Source organism: Microbacterium sp. GbtcB4 (assembly GCF_019091465.1).
In the GTDB taxonomy this organism is placed as follows: Bacteria; Actinomycetota; Actinomycetes; order Actinomycetales; family Microbacteriaceae; genus Microbacterium; species Microbacterium paraoxydans.
In genome coordinates this window covers 1-246 of record NZ_JAGXJJ010000369.1, presented here as the reverse complement: position 1 = coordinate 246, position 246 = coordinate 1, and the positions used below count along the sequence as shown (strand labels likewise).

At 75.2% G+C, this 246-nt stretch carries 1 protein-coding gene; it reads right to left on the bottom strand.

The features are described from left to right. Window positions 1–224 (bottom strand): hypothetical protein (locus KVS71_RS18185; RefSeq protein ID WP_217585237.1); only part of this gene is annotated, 224 nt, incomplete at its 3' end. Window positions 225–246: the final 22 nt, after the last annotated feature.

Genomic DNA, 246 nt, shown 5'->3' with positions numbered 1-246 from the left:
AGCCCCGGGGCGGGGGTCCCGCCGACGCTTCGACCGCGGCCGACCTCGCGTTTCGTCGCGTACTCGCCCGCGCCGAGGCCCCCCGCCGCCGCTGCCGCCATCGTCACGCCGGCGACGTGCGCCTGGACCCCGTAGTCCGGTGTCGGCGGGGCAGGATCGGCGAGCGGTGTCGCGCAACGGTAGGTCATGACGAGGCCGAGGGCGATGAGCGGGACGGCGGTCATCGCTGCGATCAACCACCACGCT